The sequence below is a fragment of the Caulobacter sp. Root655 genome (genome assembly GCF_001427665.1).
Lineage (GTDB): Bacteria > Pseudomonadota > Alphaproteobacteria > Caulobacterales > Caulobacteraceae > Caulobacter.
On the sequence record NZ_LMHC01000022.1, the window covers coordinates 17797 to 37484 of the forward strand.

At 68.1% G+C, this 19688-nt stretch carries 15 protein-coding genes and 3 pseudogenes; 15 read left to right on the top strand and 3 right to left on the bottom strand.

Annotated elements, in window-relative coordinates; genetic code table 11:
- Window positions 1-174: 174 nt before the first annotated feature.
- Window positions 175-3051, bottom strand: a complete 2877-nt coding sequence (locus tag ASD79_RS14005) for a TonB-dependent receptor (protein ID WP_056723016.1) — start codon at window positions 3049-3051, stop codon at window positions 175-177.
- A gap of 414 nt (window positions 3052-3465) precedes the next feature.
- Between ASD79_RS14005 and ASD79_RS14010 the strand changes: the two genes are divergently transcribed.
- The 14 genes and pseudogenes from ASD79_RS14010 (at window position 3466) to ASD79_RS14060 (ending at window position 16957) form a co-directional block, all read left to right on the top strand.
- Window positions 3466-5202, top strand: coding sequence for an IlvD/Edd family dehydratase (locus tag ASD79_RS14010; RefSeq protein WP_056722671.1), 1737 nt, complete (start codon window positions 3466-3468; stop codon window positions 5200-5202).
- Window positions 5202-6146, top strand: a complete 945-nt coding sequence (locus ASD79_RS14015; protein ID WP_056722673.1) for a 2-dehydro-3-deoxygalactonokinase — start codon at window positions 5202-5204, stop codon at window positions 6144-6146. The genes ASD79_RS14010 and ASD79_RS14015 overlap by 1 nt, the downstream gene beginning before the upstream one ends.
- Entirely contained in the window at window positions 6133-6768 is a 636-nt protein-coding gene (locus ASD79_RS14020) for a 2-dehydro-3-deoxy-6-phosphogalactonate aldolase (protein WP_056722675.1), read from the top strand. The genes ASD79_RS14015 and ASD79_RS14020 overlap by 14 nt, the downstream gene beginning before the upstream one ends.
- Before the next feature lie 49 nt (window positions 6769-6817).
- Entirely contained in the window at window positions 6818-8374 is a 1557-nt protein-coding gene (locus tag ASD79_RS14025; RefSeq protein WP_056722677.1) for a sodium/sugar symporter, read from the top strand.
- 67 nt (window positions 8375-8441) lie between these two features.
- A pseudogene (locus tag ASD79_RS25540) lies at window positions 8442-8615 on the top strand (FadR family transcriptional regulator); the annotation flags it as partial.
- Between the two features lie 117 nt (window positions 8616-8732).
- A partial coding sequence (locus tag ASD79_RS25130; protein ID WP_235524466.1) for a FadR/GntR family transcriptional regulator occupies window positions 8733-9292 on the top strand: 560 nt, incomplete at its 3' end.
- A gap of 1 nt (window position 9293) precedes the next feature.
- A pseudogene (locus ASD79_RS25135) lies at window positions 9294-9557 on the top strand (FCD domain-containing protein); the annotation flags it as partial.
- 159 nt (window positions 9558-9716) lie between these two features.
- Window positions 9717-10775 (top strand): L-glyceraldehyde 3-phosphate reductase, encoded by a 1059-nt coding sequence (gene mgrA, locus ASD79_RS14035; RefSeq protein ID WP_082584939.1) that lies wholly within the window; start codon window positions 9717-9719, stop codon window positions 10773-10775.
- Window positions 10776-10835: 60 nt separating this feature from the next.
- A pseudogene (locus ASD79_RS25140) lies at window positions 10836-11015 on the top strand (helix-turn-helix transcriptional regulator); the annotation flags it as partial.
- A gap of 148 nt (window positions 11016-11163) precedes the next feature.
- Entirely contained in the window at window positions 11164-11520 is a 357-nt protein-coding gene (locus ASD79_RS25145; RefSeq protein WP_056722679.1) for a hypothetical protein, read from the top strand.
- A gap of 175 nt (window positions 11521-11695) precedes the next feature.
- On the top strand, window positions 11696-12052 hold the full coding sequence (locus tag ASD79_RS14045; RefSeq protein WP_056722681.1) for a hypothetical protein: 357 nt from the start codon (window positions 11696-11698) through the stop codon (window positions 12050-12052).
- A gap of 118 nt (window positions 12053-12170) precedes the next feature.
- A complete protein-coding gene (locus ASD79_RS14050) occupies window positions 12171-12626 on the top strand; it encodes a hypothetical protein (RefSeq protein ID WP_056722683.1) in 456 nt (151 codons plus the stop codon).
- 113 nt (window positions 12627-12739) lie between these two features.
- Entirely contained in the window at window positions 12740-13825 is a 1086-nt protein-coding gene (locus tag ASD79_RS14055) for an efflux RND transporter periplasmic adaptor subunit (protein ID WP_235524467.1), read from the top strand.
- A gap of 9 nt (window positions 13826-13834) precedes the next feature.
- A complete protein-coding gene (locus tag ASD79_RS14060; protein ID WP_056722687.1) occupies window positions 13835-16957 on the top strand; it encodes an efflux RND transporter permease subunit in 3123 nt (1040 codons plus the stop codon).
- A gap of 190 nt (window positions 16958-17147) precedes the next feature.
- On the opposite strand, the gene ASD79_RS14065 is transcribed toward ASD79_RS14060, so the two are convergent.
- The gene (locus tag ASD79_RS14065) at window positions 17148-17438 is read right to left on the bottom strand and encodes a hypothetical protein (RefSeq protein ID WP_156400504.1); all 291 of its coding nucleotides are present in this window, start codon (window positions 17436-17438) and stop codon (window positions 17148-17150) included.
- Window positions 17439-17672: 234 nt separating this feature from the next.
- Between ASD79_RS14065 and ASD79_RS14070 the strand changes: the two genes are divergently transcribed.
- Complete coding sequence (locus tag ASD79_RS14070) at window positions 17673-18779, top strand: YeiH family protein (RefSeq protein ID WP_056722692.1); 1107 nt, start codon at window positions 17673-17675, stop codon at window positions 18777-18779.
- Between the two features lie 194 nt (window positions 18780-18973).
- Here the strand turns inward: ASD79_RS14070 and ASD79_RS14075 are convergent, their stop codons facing one another.
- A complete protein-coding gene (locus ASD79_RS14075) occupies window positions 18974-19633 on the bottom strand; it encodes an arylesterase (protein ID WP_056722694.1) in 660 nt (219 codons plus the stop codon).
- Between the last annotated feature and the right edge of the window lie 55 nt (window positions 19634-19688).

Sequence of the window (19688 nt, forward strand, 5' to 3'; positions counted from 1 at the left end):
TAGGCTTTTGTTTTCGCATCGTTTTAGCGGAAAACCGGTCCCCACTTTTCCGCACGATGCTCTAGGCCGACCATGCGACACCCGCGAGGGATGCGCCAGAACGCCGAACGCCCCTCCCGCGATCTTCCCGGTCAGGCCGGAAGGATAGCGGAAGAGGCGCCTGGAGTGTCGGCCCTAGAAGCTGCCGCGCAGGACCACGGCGACCCGGCGGTCGGAGTCGGTCCAGCTGTAGCGCGGCGCCAAGTTCGCGCCGCCCACGTCGAGATAGGTCCGGGCGTTGAGGATGTTGGTCGCCTGGACCCCGACCTTCAGCTGGTCGCTGACCGAATAGAGGATCGAGCCGTCCAGCTGACCGAAGTCCTCCGACCACACGGGCCGCTGGATGTTGGCCGCCGAGGTGGTCAGCAGGTACCGCTCGCGCCAGTTATAGGCCAGGCGCGCCGAGATGCCGTATTTCTCGTAGATCGCCGCGACGTTGTAGCTGGTCCGCGACAGGCCTTCGAGCGGCAGGGTCTGGTCAGCCGCGCCGGCGATCTGGGCCGACTCGTTGAGGTTGACGGCGGTGTTCTTGCCGCCGCTGCTGTCGACGAAGGTGAAGTTGGCCTGCAGCCCCAGGCCGCTGAGCGCGCCGGGCAAGAAGTCGTAGAACTGGGTGTAGGCCAGTTCGAAGCCTTTGATCTTGCCCTTCGAGCCGTTCATGTTGCGGCTGACGTTGAACTGATAGGTCTGACCGCCCGAGGCGTAGGTCTCCAGGCCGTTGCCCATGAAGATGTAGTTCGAGATGTCCTTGTAGAACGCCGCGAAGGTCAGGCTGCCGGACGAGTTGAAGTACCATTCCAGACTGCTGTCGAACTGGTTCGACTTGGTCGGCTTCAGCAACGGGTTGCCGCCGCTGCCGGTCCGCGGATCAATCGCCTTGGGCGTGAAGCCGTCGGCCTCGAAGTTGAAGCTCAGGTTGGTGTAGGCCTGCATCTGGCTGAACGTCGGGCGGACGATGGCCTTGGCCGCCGCGAAGCGCAGTTGCAGGTCGTCGCGCAGGAAGAACCGCAGGTTGGCGCTGGGCAGGACGTCCGTGTAGCTGTTGGACGACCCGGTCCCGACGATCGAAGCGCCCTGGGTGAAGGCGTAGGCGTTGTTGAACGCCGCGCACCCACCCGCGGGCGGGGCCGCCGCGCAGGCCGCGGGCGTGCCCTGAGGCGCGGCGACCTTGATGAGCGACGTGCCGCCGTCGACTTTGGTCTGCACGACGCGGACGCCGATATTACCGTCCATGCGGCCCAGCGGCGAAGCGTCGTTGCCGAAGCGCAGCAGCGCATAGGCGGCCTTGGTCTTCTCGCCCTGGATGTTGGTGCCGCCGTTGGGGTTGTCGCCGGCCGGGCCCGAGGTGGCGTAGCTGGCCTCGGTCAACGGCACCCAGCCCCAGCCCGCGCTCTCGGTGTTCTTGAGGAAATTGTAGGCGTTGGCCGTGCCGTTGCTGACCAGGGACTCGTGCGGGAACCAGGCCACGCCGGGCAGCTGCACGTCGCCGCGGAAGAAGTTGTTGTAGGTGATCAGCTCGGACTGGACGGGAAGCCCGTCGTTCTGATGGGTGGCGTCGAAACCCGTCTGATTCAGGTAGACGGGCGGGCCGCCGCCCCAGAATTGGCTGCTGAGCAGGCTCCAGTTGTAGCCGGTCTGGCGCGTGACCGCGTCCTTGTCGGTGCCACGGACGCCAAAGCGGAACGACTTCAGCCAGGCATTGTCGTCGAAGGTGTATTCCAGGTCGGCCCGGGCCGCCTTGGACTCGGCGCTGTTGTCCTCGATGTGGTCCATCGCCGCCGCCCACCAATAGGCCGACTGGGTCCGCGTGGTGTCGGTGGCCTGGTTGAGCTTCAGCACGGGCTCGTCGCCGCCGATGTCGAAGGTCAGGCTCGACGGCGTGGCTTGGCTCATCTGGGTGAAGGCCGTCATGCTGAGCACGGTGGCGTGCGACTTGACGTACTGGAAGTCGGTGCTGAAGGCCCAGTTGGCGTTGGGCGTGTACTTCAGATTGAAGGCGTAGTCTTCGGTCTTCTTGTGCTGCTCGCCATAGCGGCTGTCGGCGGTCAGGCCGATATTGTTGATCGTGCCAGCGGTGACGGCGCCCTGGCTGTCGTACTTATAGCCGGCCCCGGTCGCCGCGTAGCCGCCGTTGGTGTCGCCCAACGCCCGTTCGATGTCGTGCGGGTCGGCCTTGGCCGTCAGGACCTGGAGGGTGGCTTCCCACTGGTCGTTCGGACGCCATTGCAGGGCGCCGGCGAAGGCCGTGCGCTTCTGCTGCCAGTCGATCCGGCGCCATCCGACCGAGTTGGGAATATAGACCTTGTCGCCCACCGCCTTGCCGACCGCGGCGGGGTTGTCGAGAGCGGTCAGCGTGCGCTCCTCGAAGCGGCCCGTCTGGATGCTGTCGGTGCGGTTGCCGATATTGCCGATGCTGCCCGAGACCAGCAGGCCGATCTCGCCGATCTTGGTGTCCCACCGGTCGCTGTAGAGCAGGTTGCCGGAGATGAAGCCCTTGTCGCGCAGGTCGGCGTAGTTGTAGTCGGCCGAGAAGGCCAGCAGGCGCTTGTTGGAGTCGAACGGCTTGCGGGTGCGCAGGTTGACGATGCCGCCGATGCCGCCCTCGACCAGTTCGGCCGACGGGTTCTTATAAACATCGACCCCGGCCAGCAGGTCGGCCGACACGTCTTCGAACGACAGGGCCCGACCGTTGTTGGCCGAGAAGATGTCGCGGCCGTTGACCTCGCTGCGGACCCACGACAGGCCGCGGATGAACACCCCGCCGCCTTCCGAGGCCAGGCGCGCCGGGTCGCGGTTCTCGTTGGTGCGCTGCAGGGTGATGCCGGGAATACGCTGCAGGGCCTCCGAGACGCTGCGGTCCGGCAGAGCGCCGATATCCTGAGCCGTGATCGAGTCCACGACCTGCTCGGCGTTGCGCTTGATTTGCTGAGCCGACTTCAGGCTGGCCCGAATGCCGGTGACGACCACTTCGTCGACCGTGTCGGTCGGCGTGGCGGTCTGAGCGAACGCCATGGTGGGCGCCACGGAACAGAGAACGAGCGCCGAGGCGCCCAAGAACATGAGATTGCGATGTGAAAGATTGCGACGCGGCATTCCGGTTTCCTTCCCCCAGATTGAGATCCGTCCCAGCGCTCTAAGGGCGCCAGTGACGTGCGCCGCCGGTTGGCGATCACACGATCTGGAGCGGACCTTTAGTCATATAAGTGATACTTACAAGTCGAAATTGATAGCGCTATCATTTCGAACGGAAGGGCGACTTTTGGGCCACAGGCCTTGGTGGTAAACCCGCGTGCCAGCAGGAAAATCACAGCTTTAGGTCGGTTCTGGCAATGCGTCACAGCGCCCCAGGCGTTTGCAACCATCATTATTATACTATAAATGCAACGTACCGGACACGCGTAGTCGTCCGTGGCGTCAGGGAAGAACATGAGTCAGGGAAACGGGGGCGGTCGCTTCCGCAGCAGCGGCAGCTACGGCAAGTTGGATCGCGACGGGTTCATCCATCGCAGCTGGATGAAGAGCCAAGGCTTGCCGGATAACGTGTTCGACGGCCGGCCGGTGATCGGAATCTGCAATACCTGGTCGGAAATCACCCCCTGCAACGCGGGCCTGCGCGACATCGCCGAGCACGTGAAGCGCGGCGTCTGGGAGGCCGGCGGCCTGCCGCTGGAGTTCCCGGCCATCTCGCTGGGCGAGACCCAGATGCGCCCCACCGCCATGCTGTTCCGCAACCTTCTGGCGATGGACGTCGAAGAGTCGATTCGCGGCAATCCGATCGACGGCGTGGTGCTGCTGGGTGGGTGCGACAAAACGACGCCGGGCCAGATGATGGGCGCGGCCAGCGTCGATCTGCCGACCATCGTCATCAGCTCGGGCCCAATGCTGAACGGCAAGTTCCGCGGCAAGGACATCGGCTCGGGCACCGACGTCTGGAAGTTCTCCGAGGCCGTCCGGGCCGGCGAGATGACCCTGCCCGACTTCATGTCGGCCGAGAGCGGCATGAGCCGGTCGCCCGGCACCTGCATGACCATGGGCACCGCCTCGACCATGGCCTCGATCGTCGAGGCCATGGGCATGAGCCTGCCCTACAACGCCTCGATTCCCGCCGTGGACGCCCGCCGCAAGGCGATGTCGCACGAGACCGGCCGGACCATCGTGCGCATGGTGCATGACGGCCGGACCATGTCGCAGGTCGCCACCCGCGCCGCCTTCGAGAACGCCCTGCGCGTCCACGCGGCGATCGGCGGCTCGACCAACGCCGTGGTCCACCTGCTGGCCCTGGCCGGGCGCCTGGGCGTCGAGCTGACCCTGGAGGATTTCGACAACCTGTCGCGCGACGTGCCGCTGCTGGTCGACCTGCAGCCCTCGGGCCGCTTCCTGATGGAGGACCTGCACTATGCTGGCGGCGTGCCGGCGGTGATGAAGCAGCTGGAGCCGTTCCTCGACCCCACCGCCCTGACCGTCACCGGCGCGCCGATCGGCGCCCAGTATGCGCAGGCCGAGGTCTACAACGCCGAGGTGATCCGCTCGGTCGAGGCCCCGGTGAAGCCCGACAGCGGCATCTGGGTGCTGCGTGGCAACCTGGCCCCCGGCGGGGCGGTGATGAAGCCCAGCGCCGCCAGCCCCGAACTGCTCAGCCACAAGGGCAAGGCGGTGGTGTTCGAGACCATCGAGGACTTCAAGGCCCGCATCGACGATCCCGACCTCGAGGTCGACGCCGGCTCGATCCTGGTGCTCAAGGGCTGCGGCCCCAAGGGCTATCCGGGCATGCCGGAAGTCGGCAACATGCCCCTGCCGACCAAGCTGCTGGAAAAGGGCGTCAAGGACATGGTCCGCATCAGCGACGCCCGGATGAGCGGCACGGCCTTCGGCACCGTCATTCTGCACGTCTCGCCCGAGTCCGACTCCGGCGGTCCGCTGGCCGTGGTCCGGAGCGGCGACGAGATCGTGCTCGACGGTCCCGGCCGCTCGCTCAGCCTGCTGATCTCCGACGCGGAGATGGCGACCCGCCTGGCCCACTGGCGTGAGAACCAGCCGCCGCCCAAGGCGACGCGCGGCTACGCCAAGCTCTACATCGACCACGTGCTGCAGGCCGACAAGGGTTGCGACCTGGACTTCCTGGTCGGCTCCAGTGGCTCGGTGGTCACCCGCGAGTCGCATTGATGGACCCGTCCGTCACGATCTTCGGCGACTGGGGCACCTCGCGGCTGCGGCTCTATCTGCGCCAGGGCAAGAGCGTGCTCGACCGCCGCGACGGTCCGGGCGTCGGCGCCCTGACCGCCTCGCCGCGCGACACGTTCCTGTCGCTGGTCGGCGACTGGCGCGAGGCGGGGCCGTCGCGGGCCCTGCTGTGCGGCATGGTCGGCTCGCGCAACGGCTGGGTCGAGGCGCCCTACGCCCCCTGCCCGGCCGGCGCGGCCGACATCCGCGAACGGCTGCTGCATCTGGACGCCGACGGCCTGCCCGTGGCCATCGTCCCGGGCCTGTCGTGCATCAACGCCCTGGGCGGACCGGACGTGATGCGCGGCGAGGAGACCCAGATCCTCGGCGCCCTGGCCATGAACCCCGACCTCGCCAAAGGCCGGCGCCTGCTGGCCCTGCCCGGCACCCACACCAAGTGGGTGGTGGTCGAGGACGGGGCGATCACCAGCTTCCTCACCGCCCCGGTCGGCGAGATCTTCGCCCTGCTGCGCGAGCACTCGATCCTGGCCAGGGCCGCGTCGGGCGACGGGGCCGAGTCGCCCGACCAGGTGTCCGCCGGATTCGCCCGGGGCGTCGCCCGGATCGTCGAGAAGGGCCCGGCGGTGCTGCCGCACCTGATTTTCGAGACCCGCAGCCGCCAATTGTTGGACGGCCTGTCGAAGGACGAGGCCATGGGCTTCCTGTCGGGCCTGCTGATCGGCGGTGATACCGCTAGCGCTTCAAGCTGGTTTGGGAATCTCGGCCAGGTGTCGCTGATCGGCGCCCCGGCCCTCAGCGACCTCTACGCCCAGGCCATCGCCGCCCATGGCGGTTCCAGCGTCGCCGTGGACGGCGATGCGGCCGTCCTGGCCGGATTGACAACGTTGTCTTCTACCAAGAACAGTGGAGTTCATGTCCTTGCTTAACCCGCCCGGCACGAAGACCCCGCCGATCGTCGCGATCCTTCGCGGCGTGAAGCCCGAGGAGATTCTCGACGTCGCCGCCGCCCTGGTCGAGGCCGGAATCCAGGCCATCGAAGTGCCGCTGAACTCGCCCGACCCGCTGGTCAGCATCGGCAAGCTGTGCGCGGCGTTCGGCGACCAGGCGCTGTGCGGCGCCGGCACCGTGCTGTCGCCGCAGGCGGTGGACCAGGTAGTCGGAGTCGGCGGCAAGCTGATCGTCACGCCCAACATCGACATCGAGGTCATCGTCCACGCCGTCGGCCTGGGCCTGACCGTCATGCCGGGCTTCGCCACGCCCAGCGAGGCCTTCGCCGCCGTCAAGGCCGGGGCCCGTTCGCTGAAGCTGTTCCCGGCCGGCACGTTCGGCCCCGGCCACATCAAGGCGGTGCGCGACGTGCTGCCCAGGGACGTCTCGGTCTACGCCGTCGGCGGGGTCGGCGCGGGCAATCTGAAGCCGTGGATCGAGGCCGGCGTCGCCGGCATCGGCGTCGGCGGCGAACTCTACCGCCCGGGCTATTCCGCCCAGGACGTGAGCCAAAGGGCCAAGGCCCTGGTCGCGGCCTGGAATGCTGAAGTTCGCAGCTGAAGCGTCTTACCAATACCAACGAGAATACGGCCCTAAAGGGGGGACCCCTGTGAGAACCATCGATTTCGTCATCCTGGCGATCTACGCCGTCGCCATCTTCGGCCTGGCCCAGTGGGTTTCCCGCGACAAGGGCGGGCACAAGAAGGATTCCACCGACTACTTCCTGGCCGGCAAGGCCCTGCCCTGGTGGGCCATCGGCGCCTCGTTGATCGCCGCCAACATCTCGGCCGAGCAGATCATCGGCATGAGCGGCTCGGGCTACGCCCTGGGCCTGGCCATCGCCTCCTATGAATGGATGGCGGCGCTGACCCTGCTGATCGTCGGCAAGTTCTTCCTGCCGATCTTCCTGAAGAACAACATCTCGACCATGCCGCAGTTCCTGGAACAGCGGTACGGCCCCAGCGTGCGCACCCTGATGGCGGTGTTCTGGCTGGGCCTGTACGTGTTCGTGAACCTGACCTCGATCCTGTGGCTGGGCTCGATCGCCGTGCACACCGTGACCGGGGTCGACCAGATGACCGCCCTGATCATCATCGGCGTGTTCGCCCTGGCCTATCAGCTGTGGGGCGGCCTGAAGGCCGTGGCCCTGACCGACATCGTCCAGGTGGCCCTGCTGATCACCGGCGGCCTGATCATCGTCTTCCTGTCGCTCAACAAGATCAGCGACGGACACGGCCTGGTGGCCGGCTTCCAGCAGATCCAGGCCAAGTTCCCCGAGCACTTCCACATGATCCTGGACAAGGCCAGCCCCCACTACAAGGAGCTGCCGGGCCTGTCGGTGCTGTTCGGCGGTCTGTGGGTGATGAACGTCTCGTACTGGGGCTTCAACCAGTACATCATCCAGCGCGCCCTCGGCGCCAAGAGCCTGGCCGAGGCCCAGAAGGGCATCGCCTTCGCGGCCTATCTCAAGCTGCTGATGCCGCTGATCGTGGTGGTGCCCGGCCTGGCCGCCCTGATCCTGGCGCCCAACCTGCTCAAGCCCGACCAGGCCTATCCGGAGATGATGAAGCTGCTGCCGCCCGGCCTGCTGGGCCTGGTGTTCGCCGCCCTGGTGGCCGCGATCGTCGCGTCGCTGGCCGCCAAGATCAACTCGATCGCCACCATCTTCACCCTGGACGTCTACGCCAAGGCCAAGAAGGACGCCTCCGAACAGCACCTGGTGCTGGTGGGCCGCATCACCGCCGTGGTCGCCGTGATCATCGGCATCCTGGCCGCCAAGCCCCTGCTGGGCGGCGCCGATCAGGTGTTCCAGCTGATCCAGGAATATACCGGCTTCTTCACCCCGGGCATCGTGGTGATCTTCATGCTGGGCCTGTTCTGGAAGCGCGCCACCACCGCCAGCGCCCTGGTGGCCACGGCCGGCTCGGTGATCCTGTCCCTGGCCCTGAAGTTCGGCATGCCCGACATGCCCTTCATGAACCGCGTGGGCCTGGTCTTCGTGCTGGCCCTGGTCGCGGCCATGCTGGTGTCGCTGATCGCGCCGCAGAAGAAAGAGGTCAACATCGTGTCGCTGGAGGGGGTCAGCTACAAGACCACCAACGTCTTCAACATCGCCAGCGCCGGGGTGGTCCTGATCCTGATCGCCCTTTACGCCGCCTGGTGGTGATGACTTTCCACTCGACCTGAATCCCAAGCCCCGTCACGGTTCGCCGTGCGGGGCTTTCGTCTTTGACATGATTGTTCCGGGCACAAGCGAAGCACGCTACACAGGACCCGATCCATCTAGACGCGCACTTTGGGGGACAACCAACTTGGCGATCCGAACGCAGCCAGGCCTCAGTCTGACCTATGGTCTCGTGGAGTCGCTGGGCCAGGCGATCGTCACCGGCGACTATGCCGAGGTCGGCTTCCCGACCGAGGGCGAGCTGTCCAAACAGTTCGGGGCCAGCCGCACGGTGACCCGCGAGGCGGTCAAAATGCTGACCGCCAAGGGCCTGCTCAGCGCCCGGCCGCGCCACGGCACGGTGGTCGAGCCCGAGGCCGAGTGGAACCTGCTCGACCCCGACGTGCTGCGCGCGATCGTCACCGGCGACTATGCCGAGGTCGGCTTCCCGACCGAGGGCGAGCTGTCCAAACAGTTCGGGGCCAGCCGCACGGTGACCCGCGAGGCGGTCAAGATGCTGACCGCCAAGGGCCTGCTCAGCGCCCGSCCGCGCCACGGCACGGTGGTCGAGCCCGAGGCCGAGTGGAACCTGCTCGACCCCGACGTGCTGCGCTGGCTGCTGGAACGCAAGTTCAGCTTGCGCCTGCTGGCCGAGTTCACCGAGATGCGGYTGGGCATCGAGCCGGCCGCCGCCGCCCTGGCGGCCCGCAACGCCGACCAGGCCGGCCTGGACGGCATCCGCAAGGCCCTGGACCGCATGAAGGTCGCCGCCGAGGGCGAGGACGACCCGCTGGCGGCCGACATCGCCTTCCACGTGGCCATCCTCAACGCCACCAAGAACCCGTTCTACCGCGACCTGCACGAGCTGGTGAACACCGCCCTGCGCATCTCGATCCGCTTCACCAACCGCATCAAGGGCCANATCCTCAACGCCACCAAGAACCCGTTCTACCGCGACCTGCACGAGCTGGTGAACACCGCCCTGCGCATCTCGATCCGCTTCACCAACCGCATCAAGGGCCATACCGCCTCGATCCCCTCGCACGAGGACGTGGCTGACGCGATCCTGGCCCGCGACGCCGCGGCCGCCCAGGCCGCCATGCAGGTCATCATCGTCGACGTGCTGGAACTGATCCGCGCGGCCTCGCCCGGCACCGAGTCCGTCGCCGCGCGCCGCGACGCCTGAGCGCGATGAACCCCCTCCGGCCCTCCGGGCCGCCTTCCCCAGAGGGGGAGGATCTTGGCTGACGCCGCGCCAGATGCTCCCCCTCTGGGGGAGCCGTCGCGGAACGACCGAGGGGATCACCGCGCGAACCCGACCCTCGTCCTCCCCAGGAGCCTCCCCGTGCAAACGCCCTATGTCGCCGGCCCGAACCGCTATGACGCCATGCCCTACCGCCGCTGCGGCCGCAGCGGGCTGGACCTGCCGGCCATCTCGCTGGGCCTGTGGCAGAACTTCGGGGGGACCGACGTCTTCGAGACCGGCCGGGCCATCCTGCGCCGCGCCTTCGACCTGGGCGTCACCCACTTCGACCTGGCCAACAACTACGGCCCGCCCTACGGCTCGGCCGAGGAGAACTTCGGTCGGGTGATGGCCGCCGATTTCGCGGCCCATCGCGACGAGCTGATCGTCTCCACCAAGGCCGGCTGGGACATGTGGCCAGGCCCCTACGGCAAGATCGGCGGCTCGCGGAAGTACCTGATCGCCAGTTGCGACCAGAGCCTCAAGCGCATGGGCCTGGACTATGTCGACATCTTCTACTCGCACCGCGTCGATCCCACGACGCCGCTGGAAGAAACCATGGGCGCCCTGGCCCAGCTGCATCGCCAGGGCAAGGCGCTCTATGTCGGCGTCTCCTCGTACTCGCCCGAGCTGACCCGCCAGGCCCACGCCATCCTCAAGGCCGAGGGCGTGCCGCTGCTGATCCACCAGCCGTCCTATTCCATGCTCAACCGCTGGATCGAGGGCGACCTGCTGGACACCCTGGAAGACCTCGGCGTCGGCTGCATCGCCTTCTCGCCGCTGGCCCAGGGCATGCTGACCAACAAATACCTCGGCGGCGTGCCGGGGGATTCCCGCGCCGCCCGCGAGGGCTCGCTGGGCGGCCACATGCTGAGCGCCGACAACCTGGCCCGCATCCAGGCCCTGGACGCCCTGGCCAAGGCCCGCGGCCAGAGCCTGGCGCAGATGGCCCTGGCCTGGGCGCTGCGCGACCCGCGCGTCACCTCGGCCCTGATCGGCGCCCGGACCGTGGCCCAGCTGGAGGACTCCCTGGTGGCGCTGAACACGCTCGGCTTCACCGCCGAGGAACTGGCCCAGATCGACCGCCACGCGACCGAGGGCGCGGTCGACCTGTGGAAAATCTCGTCGAATCTTTCATCGTCGGACTTGCCTAACGGTTGAGATATCATTGTTACTCTCGTCTGTCGGCATAAGGCCGATGCATGGACGCGAGGGCTTAGGGTGGACCAGGGTGTTGACGGGCTTGATCGGCTGACGGCCCGAGAACGCGACTGCCTGCGCCTCGTCGACGAGCATCTCAGTTCCAAGGAGATCGCGCGCCGGCTGGGCTTGTCCAAGCACACCGTGGACTGGCATCTCGACAAGGCGCGGCGCCGGCTGGGCGTCGCCGACCGCTACGAGGCCGCGCGCCTGGTCTCGCCGCGGATCCGCGCCGTCGCCTCCCCGGCGGCGGCCGCCCCCCCTCCGATCGGATCAGGGTCCGACACGGCCCGGCTGGCGCCGCGCTCCTTCTCCCCGCCAACTGCGCGGGTCGAGGAAGGAAAAGCCCGTGAACATACTTTCGGATTTCCAGAAGGACGCGATCGTCCGGGCCCTGAGCCTGCGCAAAGAGGTCCAGACGTTCCAGCAGACCTGGCCGACGCCGAACGCACGGGACGAGACCGTTCCGGCCTTCACCTGGGCGGAACTGGAGCGCCAGCTCTCGAGCCTGGCGGTCACGCCGAGCAGCGCGCTGATGGCCCCGGACCTGGTCAGCGCGACGCGGAAACAGGCCGCCTTCAAGCCGCCGGAGATGGTGCTGCGCGAGATCCTCTGCGTGGCCGGCGCCCTGATGGACGAGACCTTTCTGCACGATCCGGCGAGGGCGGGCGCGCCTTCGGGATCTGGGGAGGCGCCAATGACCTGAGCGTCCCCCAACGTCTGGGCGTCATCGCCGCCGTGATGATCGCGACCGCCTTCGCGTTCGGATCTCTGCTGGCGGGACTGCATGCCCTGAGCGGCCTCTTCTAGGGACGCGGCCGTGCCTCGTCCCCTCCCCTCCAAACCCTCAGCAAGCGCCGATCCGGCGCGAGGAAAACGCAATGCTCCAGGAACGCCGCACCGCCGCCAACGCCGTGGCCGAGGCTCTGTTCGCCGCCGAGAAGGCCATCGACGCCGCCATCGCCACCACCGCCGCCCTGACCAACGTGATGCCCACCTCCCGCGAGGCCGCCCATCTGTCGGTGATGGTTGGCCAGGACGCCCTGGTGAGCGCGATCGAGACCATGCGGGCCCTGGGCCAGGCGCGGCAGAACATCGTCGACACCCACAAGAACCTCAGCCGGGCCCAGCACGACATCGGGCTTTCGGCCGTCTCCTTCGGCGGTGGCGGCGTCAAGCCGCCCGCCTTCCTGATCGGCGGCCTGCAGGCCGTGCCGACCTCGCGCGAAGCCGCCTGATCCTCACATCGTCTTTCAGGTCTTGGCGCCACGGGCTCGATCGCGTTCCCCCATGCGCGGTCGGGCCCGTGAACGTCATGCGCCGTCGCTCCAGGGCGCCGGCGCCGGAACGTGATCCATGTACGTCCAGACGCTAGATCAATGGGTCAGCCTGGCCGCCCTGCTCGTGTGCTGCGGCCTGGCCCTGTGGCGCGGCGGGCGGCCCGAGCGGATCGCCGGCGTGACCATGATCCTCGCCTGGTTCGCCACCCCCCTGGTGCAGAGCGCCAGCCTGACGCCGGGCCCGCAGAGCGGCGTGTTCGTCGTCGATGTCCTGCTGCTGCTGGTCCTGCTGGCCCTGGCCCTGTCCTGCGACCGCTGGTGGCCGATGGCGGCGACCGGTTTTCAGGGCGTCGTGACGCTGACCCACATGGCCGCCGCGCTCGACACCCAGATCGCGCCGCGCGCCTACTACATCGCCGGAAGCCTGCTCAGCTACCTGACCATGGGCGCGCTGTTCCTCGGCGCCCGCAACGCCGCGCGTCGGGCGAAAACGTCGCCGGGGTCCGGCAGGCGGCGCCTTACCATCATTTAATCCGGCGAACCGCGTTTCTCGGCTAGAACGCGGGGACTGTTCAAATCGGAGCTGAGGTCGTCGTGTATCAACGGATCAATAAACGCGGCCTGCGTTCGACTGCGTTGCCGTTGGTGCTTTGCATCGGCGCGCTGGGGCTGGCCGCCTGCGATCACGGCGACAAGGCCAAGGCCACGGCGGTCAAGCCAAAACTCACGGCCAGCCAGACTGTCGGCGTCGCCGTCGTCGTCACCCAGTCCCTGCCCCGCATGATCAACGCCTCGGGCACCGTCACGCCGTGGGAAGAGGTGCCGGTCGGCGCCGAAACCGGCGGGCTGACCGCCGTGGCGGTCAACGCCGAGGAAGGCCAGACCGTCCGCCAGGGCCAGGTCCTGGTGGCGCTGAACGACACCATGCTGCGCGCCCAACTGCACCAGCAGGAAGCCGCCGTGGCCAGCGCCCGCGCCACCCTGGCCGAGGCCCAGGCCGCCCTGGGCCGGTCACGCGAACTGCAGCAGAAGGGCTATCTGTCCCAGGCCTCGCTCGACACCGCCACTGCCCGCCAGCAGACGGCCGCCGCCCAGCTGGCCTCCGCCGACGCCTCGCGCAACGAGACGGTCGCCCGCTTGGGCCAGGCCGCCATCCGCGCCCCGGTCTCGGGCCTGATCAGCCGCCGCAGCGTCACCAAGGGCCAGATCGTCTCGGCCGGGACCGAGCTGTTCCGCATCGTCCGTGATGGCCGCCTGGAACTGGACGCCGAGATTCCCGAGTCCGACCTGCTGGCCGTCCAGGCCGGCATGCCGGCCAAGGTCACCTCCGACCAGGTCGGCGAGACCACCGGCACGGTCCGCATCGTCACCTCCGAGGTCAACGCCCAGACCCGGGTCGGCCTGGCGCGCATCAGCCTGGCGCCCGGCGGCGGCTTCCGTAGCGGCATGTTCGCCCGCGCCAAGATCGCGGCGGGCGTGCGGCCTTCCCCGACCATTCCGACCGCCGCCATCCTCTACCGCCAGAACCAGCCCGGCGTGTACGTGGTCGGGGCCAACAACCACGCCCAGTTCCGGCGCGTCGACATCCTGGCCCGCAACGCCGACCGCACCGCCGTGGGCGGCCTGAACCCAGGCGAGCGGGTGGTGGTCGAGGGCGCCGGGTTCCTGGGCGACAACGACGCCGTGACCATCGCCGCCTCGTCCGCCGCCCGCGCGGCCGGCCAGCGCTAGGGAACGGCGATGGAAAACCCCAACCCCAATCCCAACAACATCTCGCGCTGGGCGATCAAGAACCCGATCCCCGTCCTGCTGCTGTTCGTGCTGCTGACCATCGCCGGCATCTCCGGCTTCACCAGCATGCGGATCAACGACAATCCGGACGTCGACCTGCCGCTGGTGATCGTCAACGCCTCGCGCCCCGGCGCGGCGCCCACCGAGCTGGAAACCCAGGTCACGCGCCTGATCGAGGACTCGATCGCCGGCCTTGGCCAGGTGCGCCACATCAACTCGACGGTCGGTGACGGCTTCTCCTCGACCTTCATCGAGTTCGAGCTGGGCGTCGACCACGAGCGGGTCACCAACGACGTCCGCAACGCCATGGCCAATCTGCAAAGCTCCCTGCCCCAGGACATGCAGATTCCCAACGTCACGCGCATCGACATCTCGGGCAATCCGCTGATCACCTACGTGGTCCAGGCCCCGACCCTGACGCCCGAACAGCGCAGCTGGTTCGTCGACAACGACGTCAGCCGGGCCCTGCTGGCCATCAAGGGCATCGGCGAGGTCAACCGCCGCGGCGGCGTCAGCCGCGAGATCCAGGTGGCCCTCGATCCCGACCGCCTGTCGGCCCGCGGCGTCACCGCCGCCGAGGTCAGCCAGGCCCTGCAATCGGCCAACGCCGACCTGCCCGGCGGCCGGGTGACCGTCTCGGGCTCCGAACGCGCCATCCGCACCCTGGGCGCGGCCAACACCGTCGACCAGCTGCGCGAGACCCGCGTCCAGCTGAACAACGGCGAGACCGTGCGCCTGGGCGACCTGGGCGACGTCACCGACCACTGGGCCGAACCGCGCAGCCAGGCGCGCTTCAACAACCAGGAAGTCGTGACCTTCAACATGGTCCGCTCGCGGGGGGCTTCCGAGGTCAAGGTCGCCGAGAAGGTCCGCAAGGAGGTCGAGAAGCTCGACAAGGCCCATCCCGAGCTGAAGATCGTCGAACTGACCTCGAACGTGAAATATATCGAGGACAGCTACTACGCCTCGCTGGAAGCGCTGGGCCTGGGCGCGCTGCTGGCCGTGCTGGTGGTGCTGCTGTTCCTGCGCGACTGGCGCGCCACCTTCCTGGCCGCCGTGGCGATCCCGCTGTCCCTGTTGCCGACCTTCGCGGTGATGGCCCCCCTGGGCCAGTCGCTGAACGGCGTCACCCTGCTGGCCCTGTCCCTGACGGTCGGGATCCTGGTCGACGACGCCATCGTCGAGATCGAGAACATCGTCCGCCACATGCGCGGCGGAAAGTCGCCCTACAACGCGGCCATGGAGGCCGCCGACGAGATCGGCCTGGCCGTCGTGGCCACCACCTTCACCATCGTGGCGGTGTTCGCCCCCGTCGGCTTCATGCCGGGCATCATCGGCCAGTTCTTCAAGGCCTTCGCCCTGGCGGCCTGCGTCTCGGTGCTGTTCTCGCTGGTGGTCGCCCGCATGCTGACGCCGCTGATGGGCGCCTACATGCTCAAGGCCCACCACAAGCCGGACAAGGACCCGCCGTGGATGGGTCCCTATCTCAAGAGCCTGAACTGGGCGCTGGGGCACAAGATCCTCGTGGCCCTGCTGGCCATCCCGATGCTGGTCGGCACCGGTTTCCTGGCCACGCGCCTGCCGTTCGAGTTCCAACCGGCGGCCGACCGCGGCCGCGCGCCGTTCAGCGTCGAACTGCCGCCCGGCGCGACGTTGAACGAGACCGACTCCATCGCCCAGCGCATGACCCGCGAACTTCTGGCCCGCCCGGAAGTCAAAGGGGTCTACGCCTCGGTCGGCAGCGACGGCGTCAACAAGGGTGAGCTGACCGCCGACCTCGTTCCCAAGGGCGAGCGGATCAGCCAGCGCGACTTCAGCCGCCAGATGGTCGACCAGTTCAAAGCCATCCCCGGCGCGCGCATCGGGGCCGGCAGCAACAACGGCGGCGGCCCCAGCGACGGCTCCAGCTACACGCTGCGACTGGTCGGCGACAACGGTCCGCAGCTGGAAGCGGCGGCGCGGGGCGTCGAGGCCCAGATGCGCGGCGTCCATGGCCTGGCCAACGTGGTCAACACCGCGGCCATCGCCCGGCCCGAGATCATCGTCTCGCCCAAGCCCGACCAGGCCGCCCGGGCCGGCGTCTCGGCCGGCGCGATCTCGCAGGCCGTGCGCGTCGCCACCATCGGCGATATCGACCAGTCGCTGCCCAAGTACAATCTGGGCGACCGCCAGGTGCCGATCCGCCTGCGCCTGACCGACGACGCCCGCGAGGACATGTCGGTGCTGGAGACCCTCAAGGTGCCGTCCAGCCACGGCGGCGCGGTGCCGTTGAATGCGGTGGCCGACGTCCGCTACGGCGCCGGCCCCTCGCAGATCTCGCGCCAGGACCGCTCGCGGGTGGCCGAGATCACCGCCGAGCTCGACGGCATCGTGGTCGGCGAAGCCAGCAAGCGCGTCCACGCCCTGTCGTCGGTCAAGTCCCTGCCGACCGGCGTCAAGGAGGTGGCGGCCGGCGACGCCGAGTTCATCCAGGAGATGGTGACCGGCTTCGCCGCCGCGCTCGTGACCGGCGTCCTGCTGATGTACGTCGTGCTGGTGCTGCTGTTCCGCAGCTTCGCCCACCCGGTGACCATCATGGCCGCCCTGCCCCTGGCGATCGGCGGAGCCTTCGGCCTGTTGGTGCTGGTCAAGAGCAGCTTCTCGATGTCGACCCTGATCGGCATCCTGATGTTGCTGGGCATCGCGGCCAAGAACTCGATCCTGCTGGTCGAGTACGCGATCATGGCCATGAAGGGCGGCATGACCCGCAAGGAGGCCCTGCTCGACGCGGCCCACAAGCGGGCCCGGCCGATCATCATGACCACGGTGGCCATGGCCGCGGGCATGATGCCCGTGGCCCTGGGCTTCGGCGCCGACGTCGAGTTCCGGGCCCCGATGGCCATCGCGGTGATCGGCGGCCTGATCACCTCGACCTTCCTGTCCCTGCTCTACATCCCGGTGGTGTTCGTGTTCATGGACATGCTGAAGAACTGGTCGTCCAAGATCATGGACAAGATGTTCAAGCACCAGCACGCCGCGCCCAGCCACGCGCAGCCGGATCCGATCTTCGACGGCGGCGGCCGGGAGCTGTAGGGCCCGTAGAGAACCGAACGCTGGAACCGGCAGCGACGCCGTGCGTCCTTCGAGGCCCTCCTTTGGAGGGCGCCTCAGGATGAGGAGCCTTGTACTATCTTCCTCATCCTGAGGTGCGTAGCGCAGCGAAGCCTCGAAGGAGGCAGGGCGCTCGCGAAACGCACAAGTCCCAGGCCATCCCGGACGCTCCCTAGAGCCGCGCCATGATCCCTTCGATCATCAGCGCCTTGGCGACGCAGTCCTCGCCAAGGCGGCGGGCGATGTCGCGCACGCCCGGAGGATAGGCGTCACCGCCGCGGGCGATTTCGTCGGCGATCTGCTGGGTCTGGATCAGGTTGGCCCGAAGGGCGTCGATGTGCTCCCCGGCCAGGCGCTTGGCCTCCGCCTGAAGTTGACCCACCCGCTGGCTCAGGCTGGCGGGAACGCTCGCGGCCGCTTCGGCCCGTTGGCCCGCCGTAATCACGCGAAGAGATGCTGACATCGTCGTACTTCCAATCCGCGCCGTGAATCCTCACGGCCATGCTGGTCTTCTTGCGGGACGACGGCTGAACGCGTTGTGAGACCTCGGTTAGCCGCCGTTCAGAAATCGGTCCGAAATGCGCCATGAATGGCGCCGTTCTCCCCCTTCCACGGCCAATTTCCCCTTGTCCCTTCCGCGCGCATCGGGTCTCGATCCTCCGTGACCGGCGCGACTCGCCGGCCCAGGGTCCTATCCATGCATTCCGATCTCGACACCGACACCGCCGCCGCCAGGGCGCTCTTCCAATCGCTGGAGGGCATGGAGGGGCTGTCGCGGGCCGAGCCCAAGCCGGCCACGGCCAAGGCGCGGTTCCCCGGCCAGGCGGCGCTGATCAAGCTGTATCCCGGCGTGCTGGTGGCGGTGACCATCGCCCTGGCCGCCTCATGGCTGTCGCAGCACTACGGCGCGCCGGTGATGCTGTTCGCCCTGCTGTTCGGCATGACCTTCCATTTCCTGCACCAGGAAGGCCGCTGCATCCCGGGCATCGAGTTCTCGTCGAAAGCGATCCTTCGTTTCGGCGTCGCCCTGCTGGGCGCGCGGATCACCGCCAGCCAGATTCTCGGCCTGGGCCTGACGCCGATCGTCACCGTGGTGGTCGCCATCGGCTCGACCATCGCCCTGGGCGCCGTGCTGTCCAGGCGCATGGGCCTGCGCGGGAGCTTCGGGGTGCTGTCGGGTGGCGCGGTCGGCATCTGCGGCGCCTCGGCGGCCCTGGCCATCGCCTCGGTGTTGCCGCGCACCAAGGACAGCGAGCGCGACACCATCCTGGCCGTGGTCACCGTCACCGCCCTGTCGACCATCGCCATGATCACCTATCCGCTGATCACCGCCGCCCTCGGCCTGGACCACACCCGGGCGGGGATCTTCCTGGGCGGCACCATCCACGACGTCGCCCAGGTGGTGGGGGCCGGCTACATGATCTCGCCGCACACCGGCGACGTGGCCACCTATGTGAAACTGCTGCGGGTGACCATGCTGTTGCCGGTGGTGTTCGCCATCGCCTTCGTGGTCGCCCGCATGGGCCCGGGGGCCAGCGGCGGCGCCAAGCCGACCGTGCCGCTGTTCCTGGTCGGGTTCGCCGCCCTGGTGATCATCAACAGCCTGGGCTGGCTGGCCAAGCCGGTCACCGACGCGGCCAGCGAGGTCTCGCGCTGGTGCCTGGTCACCGCCATCGCCGGCCTGGGCATGAAGACCTCGTTCAAGGACCTGATCACCGCCGGCTGGCGGCCCGTGGTGCTGATGGTGGTCGAGACGGTGTGGATCGCGGGCGTGGTGCTGGTGGCGGTGAAGTTCTTCACCTGATCACGCATCCACATTTGTCATCCCTTGCAAAATGGTTGTCATCCCGGACAAGCGCGCAGCGCGCCGATCCGGGACCGACGCGTGAACGCCGCGCTTCCGGCGGTCCCGGATCTGCCCCCGGCTTTCGCCGGTGTTGTCCGGGATGACAGGTTTTGTTGTTGGAAGGCTGTCGTGACAGCTGGAATGACGGTCGCCTAAGCCGCTCGAACCGCCCGCAACGCCTGGGCCACGAACGGCGCCAGGCGCTCGCCGATGACCCTCGCCCCCGCCGCGTTGGGATGGATGCCGTCGCCCTGCATCAGGGCCCGCTGCCCGCCGACCCCGGCCAGGATGTTGGGATAGAGCGGCACGGCGAACTCCCGGGACAGGGCCGGATAGAGGGCGTTGAACTCGCGCGCGTAGGCGGTCCCGATCAGCGGCGGCGCGCCGACCCCGACCAGCATGACGTTGATCTTGCGGGCCTTCAGCTTCCGCAGGATGGCCCCCAGATTGGCCTTGGTCACCCGCGGCTCGATCCCCTGCAGCAGGTCGTTACCACCCAGGGCCACCAGGCACAGGGCGGTCTCGGGCGCGACGCTGAAATCGACCCGGGCCAGGCCGCCGCCGCTGGTGTCGCCCGACACCCCGGCCGCGCGGACGGCGGTCGCGACGCCCCGGCGGGTCAGCGCCGCCTGCAACTGGGCGGGCATGGCGTCGCGGGCTGGCAGGCCCAGGCCGGCGGTGATCGAGTCGCCCAGCACCGTGACCACCGGCGACTTGGGCGGAACAGCCGGCGCGGCGGCGATCTGGGTGGTCAGGACCAGGCCCATCAGGATCTGACGGCGATCGAGAAAACGCGGTGCGGTGAAGCTCATGTCTTCCTATGTAGGCTCGGTCCCGCTCCGACAATGGCCGGGAATTCAGGAAGTT